The organism is Streptomyces sp. NPDC001100, from assembly GCF_053598575.1.
This window is the reverse complement of record NZ_JBSFKO010000011.1, coordinates 114,929-138,008: the sequence shown is the minus strand read 5'-3', so window position 1 is coordinate 138,008 and position 23,080 is coordinate 114,929. Positions and strand designations below refer to the sequence as shown.

General features: G+C 70.4%; 24 protein-coding genes and 1 pseudogene. 11 read left to right on the top strand and 14 right to left on the bottom strand.

From position 1 onward, the window contains the following. Positions 1-31: 31 nt before the first annotated feature. The 3 genes from ACWDEW_RS18135 to ACWDEW_RS18125 form a co-directional block, all read right to left on the bottom strand. Entirely contained in the window at positions 32-577 is a 546-nt protein-coding gene (locus ACWDEW_RS18135) for a hypothetical protein (protein WP_450513966.1), read from the bottom strand. Positions 578-798: 221 nt separating this feature from the next. Beyond that, complete coding sequence (locus ACWDEW_RS18130; protein ID WP_450513965.1) at positions 799-1,752, bottom strand: LysR family transcriptional regulator; 954 nt, start codon at positions 1,750-1,752, stop codon at positions 799-801. Positions 1,753-1,773: 21 nt separating this feature from the next. Then, entirely contained in the window at positions 1,774-2,769 is a 996-nt protein-coding gene (locus tag ACWDEW_RS18125; RefSeq protein WP_450513964.1) for a fibronectin type III domain-containing protein, read from the bottom strand. Between the two features lie 392 nt (positions 2,770-3,161). On the opposite strand from ACWDEW_RS18125, the gene ACWDEW_RS18120 reads away from it, so the two are divergent. After that, positions 3,162-3,899, top strand: a complete 738-nt coding sequence (locus ACWDEW_RS18120; protein WP_450513963.1) for a glycoside hydrolase family 75 protein — start codon at positions 3,162-3,164, stop codon at positions 3,897-3,899. A 5-nt stretch (positions 3,900-3,904) separates the two neighbouring features. On the opposite strand, the gene ACWDEW_RS18115 is transcribed toward ACWDEW_RS18120, so the two are convergent. Continuing rightward, positions 3,905-4,666: an SDR family NAD(P)-dependent oxidoreductase gene (locus ACWDEW_RS18115; protein WP_450513962.1), complete on the bottom strand. Its 762-nt coding sequence runs from the start codon at positions 4,664-4,666 to the stop codon at positions 3,905-3,907. 147 nt (positions 4,667-4,813) lie between these two features. Between ACWDEW_RS18115 and ACWDEW_RS18110 the strand changes: the two genes are divergently transcribed. Beyond that, on the top strand, positions 4,814-5,452 hold the full coding sequence (locus ACWDEW_RS18110) for a TetR/AcrR family transcriptional regulator (RefSeq protein WP_450513961.1): 639 nt from the start codon (positions 4,814-4,816) through the stop codon (positions 5,450-5,452). Positions 5,453-5,505: 53 nt separating this feature from the next. On the opposite strand, the gene ACWDEW_RS18105 is transcribed toward ACWDEW_RS18110, so the two are convergent. The 4 genes from ACWDEW_RS18105 to ACWDEW_RS18090 all read right to left on the bottom strand — a co-directional run bounded on the left by ACWDEW_RS18105 (position 5,506) and on the right by ACWDEW_RS18090 (position 9,164). Continuing rightward, positions 5,506-5,916, bottom strand: coding sequence for a PTS-dependent dihydroxyacetone kinase phosphotransferase subunit DhaM (locus ACWDEW_RS18105; RefSeq protein WP_019068997.1), 411 nt, complete (start codon positions 5,914-5,916; stop codon positions 5,506-5,508). Beyond that, the gene (dhaL, locus tag ACWDEW_RS18100; RefSeq protein ID WP_450513960.1) at positions 5,909-6,517 is read right to left on the bottom strand and encodes a dihydroxyacetone kinase subunit DhaL; all 609 of its coding nucleotides are present in this window, start codon (positions 6,515-6,517) and stop codon (positions 5,909-5,911) included. The genes ACWDEW_RS18105 and dhaL overlap by 8 nt, the downstream gene beginning before the upstream one ends. Before the next feature lie 46 nt (positions 6,518-6,563). Further along, entirely contained in the window at positions 6,564-7,556 is a 993-nt protein-coding gene (gene dhaK, locus ACWDEW_RS18095; protein WP_450513959.1) for a dihydroxyacetone kinase subunit DhaK, read from the bottom strand. Positions 7,557-8,402: 846 nt separating this feature from the next. Further along, entirely contained in the window at positions 8,403-9,164 is a 762-nt protein-coding gene (locus ACWDEW_RS18090) for an SDR family oxidoreductase (RefSeq protein WP_450513958.1), read from the bottom strand. A 189-nt stretch (positions 9,165-9,353) separates the two neighbouring features. Here ACWDEW_RS18090 and ACWDEW_RS18085 point away from each other — a divergent pair, with 189 nt between their 5' ends. Further along, entirely contained in the window at positions 9,354-10,226 is an 873-nt protein-coding gene (locus ACWDEW_RS18085) for a helix-turn-helix transcriptional regulator (RefSeq protein ID WP_450513957.1), read from the top strand. Positions 10,227-10,497: 271 nt separating this feature from the next. Here the strand turns inward: ACWDEW_RS18085 and ACWDEW_RS18080 are convergent, their stop codons facing one another. After that, positions 10,498-11,031 carry a TerD family protein gene (locus tag ACWDEW_RS18080; protein WP_450513956.1) on the bottom strand — a complete coding sequence of 178 codons (534 nt, stop codon included), beginning with the start codon at positions 11,029-11,031 and terminating at the stop codon, positions 10,498-10,500. Between the two features lie 679 nt (positions 11,032-11,710). Continuing rightward, positions 11,711-11,866: a hypothetical protein gene (locus ACWDEW_RS18075; protein WP_450513955.1), complete on the bottom strand. Its 156-nt coding sequence runs from the start codon at positions 11,864-11,866 to the stop codon at positions 11,711-11,713. A 37-nt stretch (positions 11,867-11,903) separates the two neighbouring features. On the opposite strand from ACWDEW_RS18075, the gene ACWDEW_RS18070 reads away from it, so the two are divergent. Continuing rightward, entirely contained in the window at positions 11,904-12,053 is a 150-nt protein-coding gene (locus tag ACWDEW_RS18070; RefSeq protein ID WP_450513954.1) for a hypothetical protein, read from the top strand. Between the two features lie 342 nt (positions 12,054-12,395). Here the strand turns inward: ACWDEW_RS18070 and ACWDEW_RS18065 are convergent, their stop codons facing one another. The 3 genes from ACWDEW_RS18065 to ACWDEW_RS18055 all read right to left on the bottom strand — a co-directional run bounded on the left by ACWDEW_RS18065 (position 12,396) and on the right by ACWDEW_RS18055 (position 13,830). Next, the gene (locus ACWDEW_RS18065) at positions 12,396-12,839 is read right to left on the bottom strand and encodes a DUF2267 domain-containing protein (RefSeq protein WP_450513953.1); all 444 of its coding nucleotides are present in this window, start codon (positions 12,837-12,839) and stop codon (positions 12,396-12,398) included. Positions 12,840-12,899: 60 nt separating this feature from the next. Continuing rightward, positions 12,900-13,295: a DUF2267 domain-containing protein gene (locus ACWDEW_RS18060; RefSeq protein ID WP_450513952.1), complete on the bottom strand. Its 396-nt coding sequence runs from the start codon at positions 13,293-13,295 to the stop codon at positions 12,900-12,902. Between the two features lie 103 nt (positions 13,296-13,398). Beyond that, positions 13,399-13,830 carry an Hsp20/alpha crystallin family protein gene (locus tag ACWDEW_RS18055; protein ID WP_450513951.1) on the bottom strand — a complete coding sequence of 144 codons (432 nt, stop codon included), beginning with the start codon at positions 13,828-13,830 and terminating at the stop codon, positions 13,399-13,401. A gap of 128 nt (positions 13,831-13,958) precedes the next feature. Between ACWDEW_RS18055 and ACWDEW_RS18050 the strand changes: the two genes are divergently transcribed. From ACWDEW_RS18050 to ACWDEW_RS18020, 7 genes and pseudogenes are all read left to right on the top strand, one after another. Then, the gene (locus tag ACWDEW_RS18050) at positions 13,959-14,588 is read left to right on the top strand and encodes a type III effector protein (RefSeq protein ID WP_450513950.1); all 630 of its coding nucleotides are present in this window, start codon (positions 13,959-13,961) and stop codon (positions 14,586-14,588) included. 227 nt (positions 14,589-14,815) lie between these two features. Beyond that, positions 14,816-15,606: pseudogene (locus tag ACWDEW_RS18045) on the top strand (IS5 family transposase); the annotation flags it as partial. Between the two features lie 588 nt (positions 15,607-16,194). Beyond that, entirely contained in the window at positions 16,195-16,413 is a 219-nt protein-coding gene (locus ACWDEW_RS18040) for a hypothetical protein (RefSeq protein WP_450513949.1), read from the top strand. A 242-nt stretch (positions 16,414-16,655) separates the two neighbouring features. Next, positions 16,656-17,585 carry a UTP--glucose-1-phosphate uridylyltransferase gene (locus ACWDEW_RS18035; RefSeq protein ID WP_450513948.1) on the top strand — a complete coding sequence of 310 codons (930 nt, stop codon included), beginning with the start codon at positions 16,656-16,658 and terminating at the stop codon, positions 17,583-17,585. Between the two features lie 113 nt (positions 17,586-17,698). Further along, entirely contained in the window at positions 17,699-18,607 is a 909-nt protein-coding gene (locus ACWDEW_RS18030; RefSeq protein WP_450513947.1) for an RNA polymerase sigma-70 factor, read from the top strand. 92 nt (positions 18,608-18,699) lie between these two features. After that, a complete protein-coding gene (locus tag ACWDEW_RS18025) occupies positions 18,700-20,400 on the top strand; it encodes an L-aspartate oxidase (protein ID WP_450514107.1) in 1,701 nt (566 codons plus the stop codon). An 83-nt stretch (positions 20,401-20,483) separates the two neighbouring features. Beyond that, positions 20,484-21,230 (top strand): SDR family oxidoreductase, encoded by a 747-nt coding sequence (locus tag ACWDEW_RS18020; protein ID WP_450513946.1) that lies wholly within the window; start codon positions 20,484-20,486, stop codon positions 21,228-21,230. A 96-nt stretch (positions 21,231-21,326) separates the two neighbouring features. Here ACWDEW_RS18020 and qcrB read toward each other — a convergent pair whose 3' ends face one another. Beyond that, positions 21,327-22,916: a cytochrome bc1 complex cytochrome b subunit gene (gene qcrB, locus ACWDEW_RS18015; RefSeq protein WP_450513945.1), complete on the bottom strand. Its 1,590-nt coding sequence runs from the start codon at positions 22,914-22,916 to the stop codon at positions 21,327-21,329. Positions 22,917-23,080 lie beyond the last annotated feature (164 nt).

Sequence of the window (23,080 nt, the reverse complement as noted above, 5' to 3'; positions counted from 1 at the left end):
GACCAGGCGGCCCCTCAACCGGTGGGGACGGTCAGAGTCGGTAGGGCTTCGCGCGTCTGCGCAGGAACCAGGCCGCCGCGATGACACCGGTTCCCACCAGGCCCGCGCCGACTCCCAGGGTGAGCGGACCGTAGTCCTTCGTGGCGCCGCCGAGCCCGCCCATGACCCCGCGCGAGGGCGAGGCCGTGGCGGTGGCCCTGGGGGTCGCGGCGGCGGAGACGATCACGGTCTGGGTGCCCGCGGGCGTACTGGCGTTCTGGCACATGACGATGACGGTGTAGGTGCCCGGAGTGACGTTCGTCCAGGCGGTGGACTGGCTGACGGTGGTTCCCGCCAGGGTCGCCTTCCGCCCCTCGGCGAAGCTCGCCTGGCTGCTGGTGAGCAGGGAGCCGGTGCCCCAGACACCGGTGGTGCGGTTCTGGGAGCACGCGCTGGTCGTGACCGAGACGGTGGTCCCGGTCGTGCTCACGGAGATCCCCGAAGCCGCGCCGGCCGGTCCGGCGGTCAGGGCGAGGGGGAGAACGGCGGCGGCTGTCACGGTCAGGCCGGAGCGGAGTAGTAGCTGGAAAGTGCGCATGGGACTGCCCTCCAACGGCACGGTTGGCGGAACATCCCTTGCGCCGCCGGGATCGGGAAACGGCCGTGCTGCCTCCAAGGAAGCCAACGCGCCCCGGGCCCGTCCCGCATGCGGACGGCGACCGGGCAGGTGACGGATTCCTTCGTCCGGCCCAGGGGTGACGCGTGGTCAGGGGACGGACAGCCCCGCGTCCTGGGTGTGGGCTCACCACATGTGCGGGCTCACCAGGTGGGCGCCACACGGAGCAGTCGCTCCCGGACGAGCGTGACGTGCGGGTTGTCCGGAGAGCCGGGGCGGCGGGTGAGGTACGAGGTGTTGATCGGCGGATCCTCGGGCTTCAGCAGCGGCACCAGCGCCCCGGACGCCAGCTCGTCGAGGCACAGATAGCGGGGGAGCACGGTGATCCCGGCACCCGCCACGACCGCCGCCAGCACCCCGCGCAGATCGGGCACCGTGATCGCGGCCCGCCCGCCGAGCCGGGTACCGAACACGTGCCGCCAGTAGCGCCGGGCGATCGGCAGATCCTCCGCGTACGACACGAGGGGCACCCCGCGCAGCGCGGCGGGCCCCTCGGTCGCGACCCGCCCGGCACCGATGCGCTCCGCCCACGCGGGCGCGGCGACCAGGACGAACTCCTCGTCCGCGAGCGGCTCCCAGGTCAGCGTCCGCCCACGCGGCCGGGCGGTGGCGATCACCAGGTCGTAGCGGCCACCCCGCAGGCCGTCGAGGAGATCGTCCGTCAGCCCCGGGGTGACCCGAAGTCGTACGCCCTCGCCGGTCAGCGGTGCCAGGGCGGGCAGCACCCGGGTGCACAGCAGCTCGGCCGGCCCCGCCAGCTGTACGGGCTCCGGCGGCTGGTCCGTGCCGAGGGCGCCGCGGTCCGCCACTACGGCGAGCTCGTCCAGCGGCGCCGCGACCTGCGCGGCCAACTGGTCCGCCACCGAGGTCGGCACGACCCCGCGCGACCGCCGCTCGAACAGCTCCCGGCCCAAATGCTCCTCCAGCGACCGGATGTGAGTCGTCACCGTCGGCTGCGACAGCCCGAGCAGCCGCCCCGCCGCCGTGAACGAACCGGCCCGGTGCACGGCGAGGAACGTGCGCAGCAGGGAGAGGTCGAGCGGTGCGGCGGCGGCCGGGGCGGGGTGCGCCGAGTCATTGGAATTCCCATGGACCATGAGCCGAATCCTACGGTTCGCCTATGGCCGGGCCTCGCCCGTCGTCACCGTCCGCTCCGCCGAGAACCCTCCCCACGTACCGTCCGGCAGCCGCGCCCTGAGCCGCACCCGATGGCTGTCCCCGGCCTCCCGGCCCACGTAGAAGCTGTAGGTCGCCCGGTCGCGCGGCGCGGTCCCGCCCCAGACGAGGGAGGTGGCCGGCTGCCCGTCGAGGTTGATCTGATACTCCGTGACCACCCCGTCCGTGCGCGGCGGTACCCAGGACAGGTCGATGTAGTACGCCCCGTCGTCGCCCCGGTGCGTCTTGGCGGTGAAGTCCGTGGGGGCGGTGCCCCGCCCGTCGTCGCTGCCAGGCGCCGTGGTGAGCGGGACGGCCGTGCTCGCGGGGGAGAGGTTGTCGGCGGCGTCCCGGGCCCGCACCGTGAAGGAGTAGCGCGTGCCGGGCCGCAGCCCCGTGACCACGGTCGCCGTCTGGGCGCCGCCCACACTGTGGATCTTCGCCCCGCCCTGGTAGATGTCGTACGACACCACATCCCGGTCGTCCGTGGAGTCGCCCCAGGACAACTGGACCGCTCGGCTGCCGATGACCCGGCCCCGCGGTGCGCCCGGCCGGGTGGGCGCCGAGTGGTCGGCCGCGACGGCGACCGGAGTGCGCGCCCTCACCTCCCGGCTGCGCGGTCCCAGGCGTCCGTCCGTGTCCCGGGCCCGCACGGTGAAGACGTACACGGTCGCGGGCTTGAGCCTGGTGACGTCCACCATGTGCTCGGAACCCGGTACTTCCTTCACCTTCTTGGTGCCCCGATAGATCTCGTAGGTGCCGACGCCCGGGCTCGCCGTCACCACGTCCCACATGACGTGCACGCTGGTCGCGCTCCCCGCCGCGGCCGTGACGCCGACCGGGGCACCGGGCGCGTGGCCGTCTCCGTCGCCCCCCGTGCCGCAGGAGGTGAGCAGCAGGAGCGCGGCGCAGGTGAGGGCGGCGCGGGGGAGTGTGTGGGTGGCCCGGACGCGTCGCACGATTCTGCCTCCCCGGCATGGCACGGGCATCACACGAACTGAAAGGTCCGGACCAATATGGCGCGGGTGGGGCAATCGCATCAAGAGGGGCGCCGACGAAGATCGGTCGCGAACGTTACGTATGCTGAGTTCCTCACGGCTGAACTCACCCCTGTGAGTGGGGAGTTCATGCCGGTGGCGCGGACCGCTGTCGTCGCTGATCCCGCGCCGGCGCGGGCGGTCGGGCGGCCGGAGCCGACATGGCTCGGGCCCCCGGCCCCCGTCGGAAGTGACCTGGACCCGCCGGGATTCGCGGGCGTGCACCGTCCGGCCCCCTATCAGTGGCCGCATGATCGGACCGGTACCAGGGTGGGCTGAGTGTCCGTCAGATCCCCCAGGAGAGGGTCCTCATCGTGCGTGTCCAGACGCTGACGCTGGTCGCGGCCGGCGCCGCCCTGCTCGCCCCGACCACGCTGCCCGCCTCACCCGCCGCGTTCGCCCGACCCCAGGCGGGGCCGGCGGCGCTGCGCGAGGGCGATGTCGCGGCGGCCGACCTGCTGGCCAAGGTGCGTGACTGCGCCCCCGTCTCACGCGGCCGCTACCGCACCGACGACGGGGAACCCGCGTCGATCCCGGTGTGCGGCACCAAGGAGGCCGTCTACTGGAAGGCCGACATGGACATCGACTGCGACGGACAGGCCGGCGCCCGCTGCAACGGGCGCACCGACCCGCTCTTCTCGGCCATGACGGCGTACCAGCAGTCCGACGGCCGCTACCTGGACGCCGAGCGGCTCCCGTACATCGTGGTCCCGGCCGCCAGCGCCCTCTGGAACCACCGGGACCACCGGATCGGCGGCGGTTCGGTCGCCGCCGTCGTCTACCGGGACCGGGTGCAGTACGCCGTCGTAGGAGACGTCGGCCCGCACGACATCATCGGCGAGGCCTCGTACGCCACGGCCAAGGCCCTCGGCATCCGCGCAGATCCGCGCGGCGGCGGGACGGACGCCGGGGTCACCTACATCGTGTTCAAGGACGCGCGGGTGAAGCCCATCGAGGACCATGCCGCCGCCGTGGAGAAAGGGCAGCGGCTGGCGCGGCTGTTCGTAGGGGGAGCGGTCACGCCGGAGGGTCGTAGGGCATCGGGCGGCTGACGGCGTCAGACCGCCGACCAGCCGTCGTCGACCGGCAGGATCGCGCCGTTGATGTTGTTCGCCGCGTCCGAGGCGAGGAACACGATCGCGGCGGCCTGCTCCTCGGGCTGGGCCACCCGGCCGATGTTGACGAAGTGCGGGCCGAGCGCCGCCGGGCCGAGGGCGGTCCGGTCGGCGTCCACCGTGATGTTGGTCGCCGTACCGCCCGGGGCGATGGCGTTGGCGCGGATGCCCTGCTTGCGGTACATCACCGCGAGGGACTTCGTCAGGCCGACGACCCCGTGCTTGGAGGCCGTGTAGGCGGCGCCCGCCGCGCTGCCGCGGAAGCCCGCCTCCGAGGCGGTGTTCACGATCGCGCCCCGGCCCGCGGCCAGCATGTGCGGCAGCACGGCCCGGGTGAGCAGGAAGGGCGCGGTCAGGTTGACCCGGATGACCCGCTCCCACTCCTCGTCGGCCACGTCCGCCAGCGCCGACATGCGGTCCATGATCCCCGCGTTGTTCACCAGGACGTCGATCCCGCCGAACCGCTCCACGGTGGTCGCGGTCACCTCGTCGACGACCGCCTGCTCGCTCAGGTCGCCCGTGACCGCGACGGCGGTGCCGCCCGCCTGCTCGATCTCCTTGACGACGGCCTCGGCGCCGTCGGCGTTCAGGTCGGCCACCACGACCTTGGCGCCTTCCGCGGCGAAGGCGAGCGCGGCGGCGCGCCCGATACCCGAACCCGCTCCGGTGACGACGACGCTGCGTCCGTCGAGTCCACTGGCCATGAGGTGCTCCTGTTCGTCGTGCGAGGGCTCCGCGCCCGTGGTGCGCTCATCCTACGACTTAATGTCTTCAAGTGACCTAAAGTCGTGGGCGGATCATGGTGCAGAATCCCCGGAGGTCACCTCACTACCGGAGCCGGAGGGGAACTGATGACCGCATCCAGCGGACGCACGGGACGACCGCCGCTCACCGAGGCGCGCAAGGCCGAGATCCGCCTGGAGATCGCCCGGGCGGCGGTGGAACTGTTCGTCGCCCAGGGCGTGGCGGCGACCACCGGCGAGCAGATCGGCCAGGCGGTCGGCATCTCGGCGCGCACCGTCTGGCGCTACTTCCCGAGCAAGGAGAGCTGCGTACGACCGCTGTTCTCGGCCGGTATCGACGTCATCGCCGCCCGGCTGCGCGAGTGGCCGCCCGGACTCCCCCTTGAGGACCTCTGCGACCCGGACCTGGCGACCGGCCTCCTCACCGCGACCAGCCCCGACGGCGCCACCGGCAGCGCGCTGGTACGCCTCACCCGCACCGAACCGGGCCTGCGCGCGATCTGGCTCCAGACCTACGACGAGGCCGAACCGGCGTTCGCCCGCGCACTCGCCGACCGCGCCGGCCTGTCCGCGGGCGACCTGCGCCCCATGATCCAGGCGGCGATGCTCAACGCGGCACTGCGCGCGGCGGTCGAACGGTTCGCGTGGAGCCCGGAGGGGACCGCGACGGACGTGACGACCGGGGAGGCCGAGGTGGCTCAGACGCTGCGCGCGGCACTGGCGATCGCGGCGGAAGGGGTCTCATGACGCTCGTGACGTAGGAGGAGGTTCCGGGGCGGACCCTTCAACAGGCGGCTGTCTCACACCTTCCGATACGTGTACGCCTCCGCGGCCGCCGCCTCCACCGCGTCGAGGTCCGCTCCCGTCGACGCCGTGACGACCGCGGCCACCGCGCCCTCGACGAACGGGGCGTCCACCAGGCGGGTGCCGGCCGGGAGTTCGTCGCCCTCGGCGAGCAGGGCCTTCACGGTGAGTACGGCGCTCCCCAGGTCGGTGAGGACGGCGACCCCCGCGCCGCGGTCGACGGACGCTGCAGCGGCGGCGATCAGTTCGGAACTGGTGCCGAGCCCACCGCCTTCGGTGCCGCCGGCCGGAGCGAGCGGCACGGCCGCACCGCCGCCCGCGAGACCCCGCGCCAACTCGGCCACGGAGGCGGCGACTTGGGCACTGTGCGACACCAGCACGATCCCGACGAGCTTCTCGTCACTCACCGTCGGCCTCCCCGGCTTCCTGGAGCGCGGCGATCAAGAGCGCGGACGAGGTGGCGCCCGGGTCCTGGTGACCGATGCTCCGCTCCCCGAGATAGCTCGCCCGGCCCTTGCGGGCCTGAAGGGGAGTGGTGGCGACGGCGCCCGCCTCGGCGGCGGCCCGCGCCGCGCCGAAGCCCTCCGGCAGCGCGTCGACCGCCGGGACCAGCGCGTCGATCATGGTCTTGTCGCCGGGCGCGGCACCGCCGAGGGTCATGACCGCGTCGACTCCGGTGCGCAGCGCGACGGCGAACTCCTCCTCGCTCACCTCGGCGGCGTCCCCCAGAGCCTTGCCGGTGCGGCGCAGCAGTGTGCCGTAGAGCGGCCCCGAGGCGCCGCCGACGGTGGATATGAGCTGGCGCCCGGCGAGGGTGAGGACGGCGCCGGGGGTGTCCGGCGCCTCCTTCTCCAGGGTGGCCGCCACGGCGGTGAACCCGCGCTGCAGGTTCGCGCCGTGGTCGGCGTCGCCGATGGGCGAGTCGAGTTCGGTGAGCCGGTCCGCCTCGCGGGCGACGGAGGCGGCGGTCGCCGTCATCCAACGGCGGAAGAAGTCGGCGTCGAGCACTGGATCTCCTTGCGTGGTGGGTGAGTTGGCCGATCGCGCCGACGTGTCACACGCCCCAGCGCAGTCCCGGTGTCTTCACCGGCGCGTCCCACAGCCGCAGCAGCTCCTCGTCGATCTGGCAGAGGGTGACCGAGGCGCCCGCCATGTCGAGGGACGTGACGTAGTTGCCGACCAGTGTGCGGGCGACGGCGACCCCGCGCTCGGCGAGCACCCGGTGCACCTCGGCGTTGAAGCCGTACAGCTCCAGGAGCGGGGTCGCGCCCATGCCGTTGACCAGGACCAGCACCGGATTGGTGGGCGGCATGTCCTCCAGGATCGCGTGCACGGCGAAGTCCGCGATCTCGCCGGAGGTCATCATCGCCCGCCGCTCCCGGCCCGGCTCGCCGTGGATGCCGACGCCCAACTCCAGCTCGCCCGGCGGCAGATCGAAGGTGGGGCTGCCCTTCGCGGGGGTGGTGCAGGCGCTGAGCGCGACGCCGAAGCTGCGCGAGTTCTCGTTGACCTGCCGGGCGATCGCCGCCACCCGGTCCAGCGGCTGCCCCTCGGCCGCGGCGGCACCGGCGATCTTCTCCACGAACAGCGTGGCACCGGTGCCGCGCCGACCGGCGGTGTACAGACTGTCCGTGACGGCGACATCGTCGTTGACCAGCACCTTGGCGGTCTGGATGCCCTCGTCCTCGGCGAGCTCGGCCGCCATGTCGAAGTTGAGGACGTCTCCGGTGTAGTTCTTCACGATGAACAGCACCCCGGCCCCGCTGTCGACGGCCGCGGCAGCCCTCACCATCTGGTCCGGCACGGGGGAGGTGAACACCTCGCCGGGACAGGCTGCGGACAGCATCCCCGGACCCACGAACCCACCGTGCAACGGCTCGTGCCCCGACCCGCCACCGGAAACCAGCGCGACCTGCCCGGCCACGGGAGCGTCCCGCCGTACGATCACCCGGTTCTCGACGTCCACGGTCAACTCGGGGTGGGCGGCCGCCATGCCCCGCAGCGCGTCCGTGACCACGGTTTCCGCGACGTTGATCAACATCTTCATGGATGCCTCCTGGTGACACTAGCAGATGGGGCTCTGACCTGGGGTTTTGCTGGTCGGATTGGGTTACGTCGGTTCTTGGCCTTGGTGTTCCTTGGCGGTCGGAAGCGGGTTCTGGCGGGGCTGATGCTGACCTAATGCTGACTTTGGTGACGGGTTGTCAGGCGTCGGGGATCGGTCGGACGAGAGGCTGCACGAACGTCTCTATGGAAAGTATCGACCTTGTAGCAGTGAAGGTCACGGGCTCGGACGCTCGTGAGCGTGCCAGGCCGCCTCGGGCTGTTCTGCTGGTTGAGCTGCTCGACGGCTGTGAGGGGGTGGTGTTCGGCGACGCGGTGCCATTTCGCTGATGAAGCATGGAAGGTTGGTGCCGGAAGTAGGTCATGCGCGTGCCCGAGGGTTCTTGGTCTGCTGGTGGTACGGGCCGCAGAAGGCTTTGACCTGCGCAAACGCTGTATCGCGGGGAGAGTGGTCGAGCCCTGGCCCGCGTATGTTCCGGATCTCGGTGGGTCGTAGGCCGAGGCCAGGGGAGCAGGGGCGCTGCGAGTGGAGTCGCGATCCGTGAATCCGGAGGGGCGAGGGGAACCTGGTCATGAGATTGATGAGCGACCAGTTCAGGTGAGCCTCGGAATGCTGCGGGAGACGTTCGTCATCGCGTGCGTTGCGGCGGGCGTTCATGATCCACCTCAGGGTGCGATCGACTCGTCGGCGTCGCGGGACGTCGCGGGAGTACGACGAAGCCTTGGGCGCCCTTGGGTAGATCGACCGTTCGTGTCCAGGACGCGTGACTGCACGTTGGCTGCTCGGAGGGGGGCGATGCGTGAGGAGGCTGCTGGCGGGGGAAGGGCTTCAGCCTTCGCGGCTGGGGAGCATGGCCAGGGCTTGGGAGCGCTGTGCGACGAGGTCCTCGTAGGTGCCGTCGCGCTCGGCCCAGCGGTGCATGAGGACGCCCTTCACGAGGACTTCGTGAGGGGTGGGGTTCTCCGAGAGCAGGTGCATGACCTCGGTGGCGAAGTCGTCGAGCGGCAGCGCGTGCGGGTTCACCTTTTCCTGGCCTGCTGTGGCGACGGCCGGGGGGACGAGCTCGACGACCCCGACACCGGTGCCGTCGAGCTGCGCGCGCAGTGCCTCGGAGTAGGCGTGCACTGCGGCCTTCGAGGCGGCGTAGCTGGGCATGGGCGGGAACGGCAGGAAGGCGATTCCGGAGGTGACGGTGATGAAGGTGCCGGTGCCCCGCCGGACCAGGTGGGGGGTGAAGGCGTCGATGACTCGGATGGTGCCGAGCAGGTTGGTGTCGATCGTCGTCTCTGTCACCTCGAAGTGCGCGGGGTCGCGCAGGTCCTCCAGGAGCATGACCCCCGACATCGTCACCACGGTGTCCAGCTCGGGGTACCGGGCGAGCGTGGCGTCACGGGCAGATGCGACGGAGACACTGTCGGTGACGTCGATGCTGATCGTGCCGAAGCCTTCCCCGGCGAGTTCCGAGAGTGCCTCCGGGCTGCGGCCGCCAACGGCCACGGTGCTGCCCGCCGCAGCGAACCGCCGGGCCAGCTCTCGCCCGATACCCGAGGTTCCGCCGATGATGAGAACGGTGCGGTTGGAGAGATCCACGAGGTCTTCCCTTCGGTCCAGAGCGCCGCCGGCGTTCAGGCCCGCGGCGCCGACAGCGATGGTCTCTGTCTCTTTCGAAACAGGGCTATCGCAGTCTTGACGGCATTCGCCGGGTGTGGCAGGACCCCCGTCTTCCCTGGTCCTGTCAGGGCCCCCTCCGAGATGCGCGCACCGCATTACGGTGTCGGTATGAAGGACGAGGAATCCGGCAACCGGCTCGGCAGCTACCTCCGTGCCCGGCGTGAGCTGGTCTCCCCGGCGGAGGCAGGAATCCCGCCCGGCGGCAACCGCCGCGTGCCCGGCCTGCGCCGTGAGGAAGTCGCCCTGCTCGCCGGAATCAGTCCCGACTACTACCTGCGCCTGGAACGGGGCCGCGACAAGAACCCCTCACCCCAGGTGCTCGAATCACTCGCGCGCGTCCTGCGGCTCGACGACATCGAACGGACGTATCTGCTGGGTCTCGCGGCGGCACGCCCCAGGACGCCACGCCGCAAGCGGCCCGAGCACGTACCGGCGCGGGTGTACGACCTGCTCGCCCACCTTCAGATCCCCGCGTTCGTCGAAGGGCGCGCGTTCGATGTCCTGGCCTCCAACCCCATGGCCGTCGCGCTCTCCCCCCGGCTGCGGCCCGGCCAGAACCGGCTGCGTTCTCTCCTCCTCGATCCTGAGGAACAAGCCTTCCATCAGGACTGGACGAAAGCCACCGCCGATTTCATCGCCACCCTTCGCACCACCATCGGGGACGACACCGACAACCCCCGGTTCGTCGAACTCGTCGGAGAACTCGCACTGTCCAGTCAGCGGTTCCGTACCCTGTGGGCCCGCCACGACGTGCGCAGTCTCGACGGAGGTACGACCACGGTCCACCACCCCGTCGTCGGTGAACTACGCCTCCACCGGGACAAACTCCCCATCGACGATGTCCTCCTCGTCGTCTACTACCCCGCCAAGGACAGCGACAGCGACGAGAAACTGCGGCTCCTCGCCGCACTCTCACAGACCGAGTCCGCCAGCGCAGAGCACGACAGGCCGACGGACACCCCGCACCCGAAGACACCTTGACGAACCCGCGCCGTCCCGGCGGCGCCGTCAGAACGCGCGCCACGGGTTCGTCACCCGCGAGATCGCCCCGGGCCCTGATCACGAGCCGCCTGGTGCCGGCAGCTGTAGCTCTTGATCGTCATGGTGGTGTCATGTGGTCGCGGTGGCGGCGGTGATGTTGTTCCAGCGTCGGTGGCGGGCTTGCGCGACGGACTGGTGACGGCGTCGCCAGGCGAACCAGTGCAGGACATGGGTGATGTCGCGGGCGTGACGGTCGTGCGCTGCTGCTTGGTCAGGGCCGGGGGGTGCTGCCCATCTCGGCGGTGAAGGCCACGGGGTCGCTGTCGAATCCTCGGACCATCTCGTGGAACTCCCACGTTCCGGAGGCGTCCCTGGTGAACTCCGCGACCGTCGCGGCGGTGTATCCGGAGAGCTGTGCGAAGTCGTCCTTCAGCAGCTCCGTGTACCCCTCGACCACCAGAACTCCGGCGTTCGATATGTGGCCGAAGGTTTTGGGGCCGCTGTTCTGGTGGATCGCCACACCCACCACCACCCGTGCGAAGGAGGGGGCGAGGCGGTCGAGTTCGAGGGTCATCGCTTCGACGTAGCCGAAGCCCTGACCGGTTTGGCTGTGCCGGCTCATGTTGATGGTGCCGTCCGGTGAGCGGCTGTCGAAGTGGACGACGTACACCGGCCGCCCGTAGGGGGCATCCGCCGAGTAGGTCGCGGCGATGATGTCGAGATGGTGAGGTGGCTGGTCCCAGGGACTCGGGTCCCATTTGAGCCGGACCTCGGCCTTCCCGACTCCATGGCTGTCGCTGCTCACCGGATGTGCTGCCTCTCATTTCAAGCCACCACGGGATGGCCCCCGTATGGGCAAGTATGGCTCTCGGCCACCCTGTTGAAGCCTCGTGCGGCACCTTGAAGCCCTGGCTGCGGCCCTCGCCGCCGGCATTCATGACGTACGCGAGCGTGCCGTGCCCCGCGATGCCTGCCGGGAACTGGCCGCCGAAGTCAAGGACCCGCCGGTTCTTCAACTGCCGTCCCTCGGCGCGGAAGGAGGTCATCACCATGCCGCCGCCGACAGTGATGGCGAGCAGCATGTCTGCCCAGTGAAGCGGCGAGGCGGTGGCACTCGGTCTGCAGGCGGAAGGCGTCGCGGCAGGCGTTGCGGAGGCTGCCGTCCTCACGGGCGAGGGTGGCCACGACGTGCACCTGACGGGGCTGGTTGCGCAGGGCGATCCACCGGCCGCCACCGGGCGACAGTGGCCCACTGCGGGTCGGTGAGGTCCGGCCGACGAGCGGTGGAGCGGACCGAGCAGACCCACACAGGCCGTTCGGGTGCTCGGACTCTGAAGCACTCGACGGGTGCGTCGAGGGCCTTGGCCAAGTAGGGGAGTGAGTCGGGCTCCAGCGCGCCGGCGTCTCCTTCCCTTCAGCTGCTATCGAGGTGGCCGCTCGTCGAGCCTGTTGACGGCGGGCCGTGTTCTCGTCCCCCTGCATCGCTACGCGCTGGTGTGGCGTTTGACCTCGGCGGTGATGATCTCCAGTGCCTCGGCGATCCGATTGTGTTCCTCTCCCTGAAGCTCGATCACTCCAGCACCACCGTCCAGGTGGTCGAAGAAGCGCTGAAGGCGATCGAGCACGTCGTCGCCTGCCACGTGGTCTCCGGCGACGCCCTTCTTCGTCGAGCTCGCCGTGCCGGACCTGCGCACCTTCGAAAAGGTGCTCACCGACCAGATCCTGGCCATCGGTCCCGTTCGCGACGCCCGCAGCACCTTCTGCATCCGCACCGTCATCGACCGCGGCCCGCTCCCCCTCAACTCCTGGCTTACCCCGCGCGCCTGACCAGAGGCACGCCTTCATCCGCCTGAGGAACACCGTGATCCCCCGGCCTGACGATGAAGCGGCAAGTCAAGCTCCCCGGTGGCCGACTGGAGTACTAAGTGGCCAACGGGGGCGCTGAGTTACCCCCTCTCGACCGACCTCATCGCACTCCAGGCGGACTGGCAGCGTGCGTACGCGGCGCTCGCCGTGTCGCGCCCCGTGTACGTCACCGCACTGCGCCGTCTGTATGCCCTGTCTGGTCAGTTGCTGTCCCCCGATCGCGCGGATCGGGGGACTTCACCGGGCGAGCCGGCCCGAGGGATCGGGGTGGGCCTGCTGCCGCTCTGGGTGCCGGGTGTCCGTTTACGCGGTCGGGCTGAGTTCGGCTCGGCCGAACAGCAGGGCCCAGCCGGTGGGGAGTTGGTGGAGGATGCGGGTGATCAGGCCGGGGCCGGCGTGGGCGGTGACGGCGGCGAAGACGGATCCGGTGTCCCAGCGAGTGGTCGCCAGGGAGGCGCCGGAGCGGGTGGCGAGGTCCTTGACGAAGTCCCAGCCTCCCAGCGGCTGCGGGTCGGGGATCTGTGCGGCCAGGACGCGGGCGGCTTCCAGGGGCAGGCAGGCGGCCAGGTCGACGCGTTCGTCGCCGGTCAGCTGGCGTCCCAGCCCTGCCAGGACCAGGCGGACGGCTTCGTCTGCTCGCTCGCGGTTGGGGTAGGCGCCTTCGTAGCGGACCTTCTCCAGCATCTGCTCATACGCCGTCGAGTACGGCTGCTGGTGCTCAAGCGGTACGCGCACGTCGGTGATCACTGCGGTGGATGCCTTTCGTCAAGCCGGGGTCGGGTGGGTGCCGTTGTGCGGCACCGGTGGTCAGGTGGGTTGGGGGCGGCCGAAGAGAAGGTCGTAGCCGACGGGGAGCTGGAGCAGGATCTGCCCCAGTAGGTCGTCGCCGGAGGTGTCGGCGACCGTGGACAGCACGGCGCTGACGTCCCAGGTCGCGGTCTGCTCGGTGGCGCCCTCGATCCAGGCGGCGGTCGCCCGCACGAACCGCTCCGGTGGCAGCGGCTCGGCGCTCTGCAGCGGGTTGAGCAGAATCAGGGCGAATTCCTCCGGCAGGCGTGCCGCGAGCAGGGCGCGGACCTCGCCGACCAGGTGTGCGCCGAGCAGGGCGAGTACCACACGGGCCGCGCGCTCGGCTTCCTCCACAGTGCCGTATTCGCCGCGTTCCTTGACCTGGTCGAGAAACACTTCGCGTCGTGGTGTCATCTCGGCCGCCACCCCTTCTTGCTCTTCAAACTGCCCACGGGGGTGAGGAGGACGGGGTGAGGGGGAGATCAGCCGCCCGTCCTCCGCACCGGTCCGGCCGGTGTCAGCCGGAGATCTCCTTGTGGTCGGTCCCGACGCCGATGGAGATCTTGCGGGGCTTGGCGCGCTCGGCGATCGGGATGCGCAGGGTGAGCACACCCGCGTCGTAGTCGGCCTTGATGTGCTCGGTGTCGAGAGTGTCGGCGAGCACGATCTGGCGGGAGAAGACGCCCAGCGGCCGCTCGGACAGTTCCATCTGCACGTCGTCGGCCTTCACCACCGGCCGGCGCTCGGCCTTGACGGTGAGCATGTTCCGTTCGACGTCGATGTCGATCGCGTCCGCGGTAACGCCGGGAAGGTCGAAGGCCACCACGAACTGGTCGCCCTCGCGGTAGGCGTCCATCGGCATCGCCGACGGCCTCGACCAGGTTCCCGGGCCCAGCAGCTGCTGCGTCAGCCGGTCCAGCTCACGGAAGGGGTCAGTGCGCATCAACATCGTGAAAACACCTCCAGCAGGTTCAGGCAGTTGCTGCCAATGCGCCTCACTGACACCGTTGTAACATGTCATCCAATGGATGACAAACATGATGTCGTCACCTCGATGACGACCCCAGGGAGGTGTCCGTGACCTCGGCCGACCAGCCGTCCACGACCGGCACCGACGCCCACAGCCCGGCGTCGTTCCTCGCCGCCGCGGTGGCCCTCAACGCCATAGACGACGCCTTGCGCGAAGCCCGGCAGGGGGCCCCGAATCCTTCCGATGCCGGGCCGGGCCCGGAGCAGGCTCTGGCCTCACTGATGCTGTTGCGGCAGGTCCGCGAGCAACTCGCCGGATGGGAGACCGGCCTGATCGAAATCGCCCGCGACGCGGGCGCCAGCTGGGCGGACCTCGCCCAGCCCCTCGGCGTCGCCAGCCGCCAGGCCGCCGAGCGCCGCTACCTGCGCGGCCGCCCCGGCCCTGTCGGGACCACCGGCGAACAGCGCGTGACGGCCACCCGCCAGGCCCGTGCCGCCGACCGCACCGCCGCCGCCTGGGCCCGCCGCAACGCAGCCGACCTGCGACGTCTTGCCGGACAGATCAGCGCACTCACCGACCTGCCCGCCGCGGCCCGCCGCCCGCTCGGCGAACTCCATGCGGCCCTCGCCCACGACGACCCCGCCGACCTCATCGCCCCGCTCACGGCCACCCGCCCCCACCTGGCCGCCGCACACCCCGACCTCGCCGCCCGGCTCGACACCCTCACGGCCCCGTAGTGGGGTCAAACGCCGACCGCCCGCCGGCGACGCCGGTTCTGTGGTCTTCCGGTTGCCGACCCGGCCGCACTGGCCGCCGCCAACTGTGCGGACTCCACCTCGGGCGGAGTGCGGGGGCTCGGCAGGGCGGCCACTGCGGCGGCGAGGTCGAGGTGGGAGTTCATGTCCAGTTCGCACCGGCCGGCGTGCCTCCTTGGCCTGTTGGTCGGTTGGTCAGGTGATCGGGTGTGTCTGTCCGGATAGTGATCACTGACGCGATGTGGGATCGGATCGAGCCGCTGATGCCGGCCGATCCGGTCCGCGATGGGGCTGACCACCGGCAGACCCTGGAGGCCGTCGCGTGGAAGTGCCGCGCCTGCTCGCCCTGGCGGGACCTGCCGGACGCGCTCGGCTCGTTCCGGACCGCCCGCAATCGGCTGATCGGGTGGGCCACGGACGGCACCTGGGAACGGATCCTTGCGGCAGTCTTGTCAGCAGCGGAAGACAGCGACGACGTCGGCTGGACGGTGTCGGTGGACTCCACCGTCCGCCGGGCCACCAGCATGCCGCTCGGACCGGGACAAAGGGGCTCCAGGCGGGGCCGAGCCTGACGACCACGCTCTCGGACGCTCCCGAGGCGGCCCGAGTGCAAAGGTCGACCTCGCCGGCGACAGCCATGCCCGGTCGCTGGCCCTTCGGGTCACCGCAGGCCAGGCGGGCGATGCTCCGGCCCTGAAGGCTGTCATGGCAGCGATTCCGTGTGCCGCGATGCGGTCCCGGAGGACCGGGAACCCGACGCGACACTGTGCTCGCGGACCGCGCGTACTCATCCTCATCTCGCGCAATCCGAAATCACCTCCGCCGACGCGGGATCCCCGCTGCCGTTCCCCAGCCGCCCGACCAGACCGGCCATCGTCTGCGGCGAGGCCGCGCCGGAGGTCGGCCGCCCGCCTTCGACGCCGAGGCATACAAGCAGCGCAACACGGTCGAACGATGCATCAACCGGCTCAAGCAATGGCGCGGCCCGGCCATACGGACCGGCTGTCCTGGTCGGCCAACGGGCCACGACGACAGTGGTGGCGCGGTGAGTCGGCCCGCGGCGGCCCGTTTGGCCTGAGCCTTGGGATGGGCCAGTCGGCAAGAGCACACCGCGTGGGATGCGGACGGCTGAGGCGGCGGTCCGGACTGTGCTGGCGGCCGTGGCGGCGCGTAGGGTGACGACAGCTCACCTCGCCGCTCGGGGGTGGGTGGTGTGCCGGGAAGCCTGGTCGGCGACGTGTCAGTCCGCGCCCGAAAGGCTTGCTGTGCCGCTCACGGTCCCTCCACGCTCTCCTGCGGTCGTCCGCCTGCCGGGTAAGTCGATCGCCCGGGAAGCTTCTCGTGCCCGGAGGCACCTCCTGGGAGCCTTGGCCCGGGCTCCCGGCGGCACGGAAGTGGGCCCCGGCAAGGCCACCTCTGTTGACCCGAGTCCAGCGCGCTGCTGCCGGCCCCTGCAAGCCGGTCCGTTATGCGGTTCCCCGCGCTTGCCGCGCAGCGTGCGCGTTCTCCGGGTACCGGGCATGCAGCGCCTGATGGACGCCCTGCTTCTTCCCGATTCGTAGCCTCGCGATGAGATAAGAGTCCGGCCATGTCACTCCGAAACGAACGCTCCTCCACGCCTTCCCGCACGCCGCGGGAGGTGGTGATCCAAGAGGTCCTCACCTGCTTCGATGTCTATGCCCGTGTCCGTGGGGCGCGTGACAGTGTCCTTGCCGCGTCCCGCGCCGACCCGCGGGAGGAAGAACGCGCCTACAACGAGCTGCGGCAGGCCATCACACGGCTCCGCGCCACCTCCCCGCCCGGGTGACACCGGACGGCCTTCAGGCTGCCTGCCCCTTCAGCCGTTGCCGAGGTCGGACCGCGACGGCCTGCGATGCCCGCGCCGCCGACGCACTCCGCGTTGTCGAGACGGGACGGCCGCACCACTCCGGCATGGCTTGTACTCGATCTTCGCTTTGGGCGCCGCGCGGGGTTCGGCGCAGGCCGTTGGTAGCGTCGGCGGGGTGTGCCTGCCGACGGGCGCATGACGCTCGACCGGAGAGAGACGTGATGTCCCCGACGATTCGCAGGGCCGTGATTCCCGCCGCCGGGCTCGGTTCCCGGCTGTTGCCGCTGACGAAGGCGACGCCGAAGGAGATGCTGCCGGTCGGCGACAAGCCGGTCATCGAGCACACCGTCCGCGAGCTGGTGGACTCCGGCATCACCGACATCACCATTGTGGTCTCGGGCGGCAAGTCCTTGATCCAGGAGCACTTCCGCCCCAACCCCGCCCTGGTCGACCAGCTCCGCCAGGACGGCAAGACGGCCTACGCGGACGCGGTGGAGGAGGTCGCGGAGCTGGCCCGGCGGGGCCACATCACCTACCTCGACCAGTACGGTCCCTACGGCAACGGCACCCCCGTGCTGAACGCCGCCCGTGCCTTCGGCGACGAACCGGTGCTCGTGCTGTGGCCCGACGACGTCTTCGTGGCCGACATCCCCCGTGCCCAGCAGCTGGTCCGCGCCTACGAGCAGACCGGCTGCCCGGTGCTGGCCCTCATGCCGATGGACCCCGTCGACTCCCAGCGCTACGGGGTGCCCATCGTCAAGGAGGACCTCGGGGACGGACAACTGCGCATCACCGGCCTCGTCGAGAAGCCCGAGCCCGCCGCCGCGCCGTCGTCGTACGCGGCCATCGGCGGTTACGTCGTCACCCCCGGAATCATCGACGAACTGCGTGAGCAGACCCGCCGCTGGTACGAGACGAGGACCGGCGAGGTCTACCTGACGGACGCCATCAACGCCTACGCCGCCACCCGCGCGGTGTACGGACAGGTCATCCAGGGCCGCTGGTACGACACCGGCAATCCGGCCGACTACATGGTCGCCCAGATGGCCTTCGCGCTCGCCCACCCCGAGTACGGCCCCGTCCTGCGCGGCCTGGTCGCCGAACTCGACGTCGACCGCGCCGCCGCTGACCAGGTGAAGAAGAGCACCTGACGCGCCTGCCGATCGTGCCGCCGCGGGACCAGCCGAGCGAGATCGGCAGGAGAGGGCCGCCGTAGCATGAGCAGGCGTTTGCGCGAACCGGATCGGAACTGAAGGCGGCACTCATGGGTATCGGGGACGGCACGGATTCCCTCGACGAGGCGGCGGACGTGTTCATGGCGGCGCGCCCCCAGCTCTTCGGGATCGCCTACCGCGTGCTCGGCAGCGTCACGGAGGCGGAGGACGTACTCCAGGAGGCCTGGCTGCGGTGGCAGCAGACCGACCGTGCCGTCGTCCGTGAGCCGAAGGCGTTCCTCGCCACCGTCACCGCCCGGCTGGCGCTGAACGTCGCCCAGTCCGCCCGGGTGCGGCGCGAGTCGTACATCGGCCCCTGGCTGCCGGAGCCGGTCGACACGCGCGCGGATCCGCAGCTGGGCGCCGAGCGGGCCGAGGCGCTCGACACGGCGGTGCTCTTCCTGCTGGAGCGGCTCAACCCCGTGGAACGGGCCGCCTATGTGCTGCGCGAGGCCTTCGACTACCCCTACCAGCAGATCGCGGACATGCTGGAGACCAGCGAGACCAATACGCGTCAGCTGGTGAGTCGCGCGCGCAGGCACCTCGCGTCGGAGCGCCGCAAGCCCGTCGACGCCACCGAGCACCGGCGGCTGATGGGGGTCTTCCTCGCCGCCGCGCAGACCGGTGATCTGGCTGTGCTGGAGAACATCCTCGCCGAGGACGTGGTCAGCTACACCGACGGGAACGGACTGCGCGGGGCGTCGAAGTTTCCGGTCGTCGGCCTGGTGCACGTCTCCCGGTACCTCGCCGCGTTCGCGCCGCGCTTCTGGCCGGAGAAGGAGATCCACTGGGTCGAGGCCAACGGCGGGCCGGCCGTCCTCGTCACGGCCGAGGGGACGGCGGTGGTGCTGCTGACCCTCGACATCTCGGAACGTGGCATCGAGCGGGCCATGTGGGTCATGAACCCGGAGAAGCTGGCACCCTACGCGGCCTCGCTGGGCGGTGGCACCACGGCCTGAGCCGTCACAGATCGCGGGGCTGTCCGGTCGTACTGGATGAATCCCAGTGATCGGAGTGGATCGTGGCTGTCACCGAACAACGTCTCGCGACCATGGTGCTGGTGATCGGCACCGGAGGGGCCGGTCTGCGGGCGGCGATCGAACTGGCCGAGGCCGGCGTCGATGTCCTCGCCGTCGGCAAGCGCCCCAAGGAGGACGCCCATACGGCACTGGCGGCCGGCGGCATCAACGCGGCCCTGGCCACCATGGACCCCGGGGACAGCTGGCAGCAGCACGCCGCCGACACCCTCAAGGAGAGCTACCTCCTCGCCGACCCCCGCACCGTGGAGATCGTCACCCGGGGCGCCGCCCGGGGCATCGAGGACCTGGAGCGCTACGGCATGGCCTTCGCCCGGGAGGAGGACGGCCGGATCTCGCAGCGTTTCTTCGGCGCGCACACGTTCCGCAGGACCGCCTTCGCCGGTGACTACACCGGCCTGGAGATCCAGCGCACCCTCGTCCGGCGCGCCGAGCAACTGGACATCCCGGTGCTGGAAGGGGTGTACATCACCCGGCTGCTCGTCCACGAAGGCGCCGTGTTCGGCGCGTACGGCTTCGACCTCACGAGCGGACGGCGCTACGTCATCCACGCCGACGCGGTGATCCTGGCCGCCGGCGGCCACACCCGCATCTGGCGGCGGACCTCCTCGCGGCGCGACGAGAACACGGGGGACTCCTTCCGGCTGGCCGTGGAGGCCGGGGCCCGGCTGCGTGACGCCGAGCTGGTGCAGTTCCACCCCTCCGGCATCATCGAACCGGAGAACGCCGCCGGCACCCTGGTGAGCGAGGCCGCCCGCGGCGAGGGCGGCATCCTGCGCAACGCGCTCGGGGAACGCTTCATGGCCCGCTACGACCCCGAACGCATGGAACTGTCCACCCGCGACCGGGTGGCTCTGGCCGCGTACACGGAGATCAGGGAAGGGCGCGGCACGCCCAACGGCGGTGTGTGGCTCGACGTCTCGCACCTGCCCCGGCAGACGATCATGACGCGGCTGCCCCGGGTCTACCAGACCCTGCTGGACCTGCAGATGCTGGACATCACCCGCGATCCGATCGAGATCGCGCCCACCGCGCACTACTCGATGGGCGGGGTGTGGGTGCGCCCCGAGGACCACGGCACCGACGTACGCGGCCTGTACGTCATCGGCGAGGCGTCGAGCGGGCTGCACGGCGCCAACCGGCTCGGCGGCAACAGCCTGATCGAACTGCTGGTGTTCGGCCGCCTCACCGGCCGGGCTGCCGCGGCGTATGCGCAGTCCCTGACGGCGCAGCGGCGGTCGGCGTCGGCCCTCGCGCAGGCCCGTGCAGAGATCGACGGGCTCCTCGCCGCCGACGGGCCGGAGAACGTACGGGCCCTGCAACGCGCGATCCGCGACACCATGACCGAGCACGCGGGCGTCGTACGCGACGAGGACGGCCTGCGGGCCGGCCTTGCGGAACTCACCGTGATCGAGAAGCGCATGGAAGCCGTCGGCATCCACCCGGACATCGCGGGCTATCAGGATCTCGCGCACGCCTTCGACCTGAAGTCCGCGGCGCTCGCGGCCCGGGCCACTCTCGAATCGGCTTTGGAGCGCCGTGAGACGCGTGGCTGCCACAACCGCAGTGACCATCCCGAACTGGATTCGGCGCTGCGGGTGAATCTCGTGTGGTCCCCGACGACGGGCATCACACGCGAGGCAATTCCGGCCGTCCCGGACGAGATCTCCGCCCTGATGCAGGACGTGTCGACCGAGGGGAAACTCGTCGAATAGGTCGAGGAGCCGGTGTCACAAACAGAGCCCGTGTCTGGTCTCTCCTGATGCAGGCATCAGACAAACCCGAAAGGAATTCCGTCATGAAGGTCGTAGTGATCGGTGGCACCGGGCTCATCGGCTCGAAGGTGGTCGCCGGGCTCGCGGCGCACGGGCACGAGGTGGTCGCGGCGGCGCCCAGCACCGGCGTCGACACGCTGACGGGCGAGGGACTGGCCGAGGCCCTGAAGGGCGCGTCGGTGGTGGTCGACGTGTCGAACTCGCCGTCGTTCGAGGACCAGGCGGTCATGGACTTCTTCCGCGCCTCGACGACGAATCTGCTGAAGGCGGAGACCGAGGCGGGCGTCGCGCATCACGTGGCGCTGTCCGTGGTCGGCACCGAACGCCTCCAGGGGAGCGGGTACTTCCGTGCCAAGCAGGTCCAGGAAGACCTGATCAAGGCGTCCGGCAACCCCTACTCCATCGTCCACGCCACCCAGTTCTTCGAGTTCGCGAAGGGACTCGCCGACGGGGTCACCCAGGGCGACACCGTGCACCTGCCCGACGCGAAGATCCAGCCCATCGTCTCCGACGACGTCGCCGAGGCCGTCACCCGTGCGGCGGTCGGGGACCCGGTGGGTGGCGTGGTGGAGGTCGCCGGCCCCGAGGCGTTCCAGCTGGAGGAGTTCATCCGCATGGGGCTCACGGCCCAGGACGACCCCCGGAAGATCGTCACGGACCCGCAGGCGACCTATTGGGGCGCCGAGTTGCAGGAGAACACGCTCCTGCCGGGTCCGGACGCACACATCGCCGATACGCGGTTCGCCGACTGGCTCACGCGACAGAAGTAGAGTCCGTTCGTTCCGGGTGGCCCTTTCCTCCGAAAGGGCCACCCGGACTTCTTTTGCAGCGTGCGCCGTGGCGAGAAGCGTGCGCCGTGGCGCCGCTCACCGAAGGCGGACTTCTTTGGCCGGCGGGTTCTGGTCCTGGTATTCCTGCGCCGTCGGTTTGGCGATCTGCGCGCCCTCGCCGTAGAGGCTCCGGCTGAGCCGGGCGCGCAGGACCCGGGCGAGGCGGAGCGCGGCGCGCGGGTTCGCGGTGCCGGGATCCAGCGGACGGTACTGGTCGTGCTGGGTGAGAAGGTGGAGCTGTTCCCGGCTGAGCGGCTCGTGCACCTCGACGAATTCGCCGTCGGGGAGGCGTTTGACGATGCCGGTCTCGCGGCCGTGCAGTACCTTTTCGCGGTCGCCGCGCTGAAGTCCGAGCGCCCATCGCTTCGTTACCGAATAGGCCGCGGCAGGCACCATGAAGAGACCGATGCGGACAGCCCACGTCACCGACTCGACCGCGACATGGAGACGGACGGCGATGATGTCGTTCCCCGCGCCGATCAGGGCCACCGCGTAGAAACTGAGCCAGGCCACGCCGAGTGCCGTTCGTACAGGGCGGTTGCGCGGTCGGTCCAGCAGGTTCTGGTCGCGTCCGTCGCGGGTCACCCAGGACTCGATGAACGGATATACGCCCAGGGCGAGGAAGAAGCCGACACCGGCGGTCAGTGGAATCAGGTTGTCGAGCGCGAGGGTATGGCCCCAGAGATTGATCTCCCAGCCGGGCATCACCCGCAGCAGTCCGTCCGCCACGCCCATGTACCAGTCGGGCTGCGACCCGGCCGAAACCTGGTCGGCGCGGTAAGGGCCGTACTGCCAGACGGGGTTGATCTGCGCGACCGCGGCGATGACGAAGACCGCGCCGGTCACCAGCAGGAAATACCCGGCGGACTTGACGGCGTGAACCTTGGCCGGCAGCCCCACGACATTGCTGTTGGTGCGCCCGCGGCCCGGGTACTGGGTGTGCCGGTGGTGGAGCACCAGGGCGAGATGGGCGGTCAGGAGTCCCACCATGAGGGCAGGGATGATCAGCACGTGGATGGTGTTGAAGCGGGCCACGAGGTCGTGGCCGGGGAATTCGCCTCCGAAGAGGAACATCGACAGGTATGTGCCGACGATCGGAATGGAAATGACCGTTCCGTTCACGACAGCGAGGCCGGTCCCGGACAGGAGATCGTCCGGGAGGTCGTATCCCGTCAGTCCCGCGAACATGGCGAGGACCAACAGCAGGAATCCGAATGCCCAGTTGACTTCGCGCGGCGTGCGGAAGGCGCCCGTGAAGAACACCCGCATCATGTGGGCGAGCAGGGAGGCGACGAAGATCAGCGCCGCCCAGTGGTGGGCCTGCCGGATCAGCAGACCGCCGCGGACGTCGAAGGAGATGTGCAAGGTCGAGGCGAACGCCTCGGACATCATCTGTCCGCGCAGCGGTGCGTAACTGCCGTTGTACTGCACCTCGTTCATCGACGGATGGAAGTAGAAGGTGAGATACACGCCCGTGACGACGAGAATGACGAAGCTGTAGAGACAGATCTCTCCCAGCAGGAAGGACCAGTGGTCCGGAAAAGCCCGTCGCGCTTTCTCCCTCACCATGCGGCGGACGCCCAGGCGTCCGTCGGCCCAGTCGGCGAGCCTTTCACCTTTGCCCATGTTGCTGCCGCCCCTCATAGATCGCCCGGGCAGCGTTGTGCGCGCGAGATGTCGAGTCCGCGCATCGCACGGCGTTCCCCGTCCGTCGTTCCGCCCCGGATGCCGTCCGCCCGCTCCACGCGCATGGCATGGTCACCTCGTTCGGCGGTCGAAGAAGAAATGCG